The sequence below is a fragment of the Bartonella queenslandensis AUST/NH15 genome (assembly GCF_000312585.1).
Taxonomy (GTDB): Bacteria; Pseudomonadota; Alphaproteobacteria; order Rhizobiales; family Rhizobiaceae; genus Bartonella; species Bartonella queenslandensis_A.
Genome location: NZ_HE998075.1, coordinates 1 through 582, shown reverse-complemented (window position 1 = coordinate 582; position 582 = coordinate 1). Strand labels below are relative to the sequence as shown.

Here is a 582-nt window from a genome sequence, read left to right as displayed (position 1 = left end):
CAGCGCTATGAAGATGAAACTTACGGTACTTATGAACAACAGCACCGTTTAACTCTTTCGGATGTCATTCCAAACTACCCATCCTATACACACTACAGAGGGCGCTTTTAAGAGCGCCTCCTTCAAAGCCAATGAATATGAGGTTAGTAATGAAAAATTTCATCCCTACTCAAAACACTCTCATTAAACAACAAACCGTTCAAACTGTTAGCGCTCGTGATTTGCATGCCTTTTTGGAAATCAAAACTGCATTTAGAAAATGGGTAGAAAACTGTATTAAAGAATTTTCTTTTCGAGAAGATCTTGATTTTGTGACATCTATCAAAAAATTACCGTCACGGGGTGGTCCTTCTAAAGATTATGCTCTCACTTTAAACGCAGCAAAACACATTGCCATTTGTGAACCTAGTCTCAAAGGTAAAAAAGTGCGTCAATATTTTTTGGAATGCGAAAAAAAAGCAAAAGCAAAAATCGATTATTCAAAACCTGAAACATTAGAAGAAATCTTAAGACACCTAAAACAGCAAATTAAACACAATGAAAATGTTGTCACAACGAATGGAGTGAAACATGTCTAATCTT

At 35.7% G+C, this 582-nt stretch carries 1 protein-coding gene; it reads left to right on the top strand.

Annotation, left to right across the window (positions count from 1 at the left end):
• The first annotated feature begins 149 nt into the window (after nucleotides 1–149).
• Nucleotides 150–578 carry an antA/AntB antirepressor family protein gene (locus tag BN338_RS09420; protein ID WP_039761541.1) on the top strand — a complete coding sequence of 143 codons (429 nt, stop codon included), beginning with the start codon at nucleotides 150–152 and terminating at the stop codon, nucleotides 576–578.
• The last annotated feature ends 4 nt before the right edge of the window (nucleotides 579–582 follow it).

What these genes read in the sequence shown, in the direction of transcription:
- BN338_RS09420 (WP_039761541.1), top strand. Translation starts at nt 150, where the DNA reads ATGAAAAATTTCATCCCTACTCAAAACACTCTCATTAAACAACAAACC.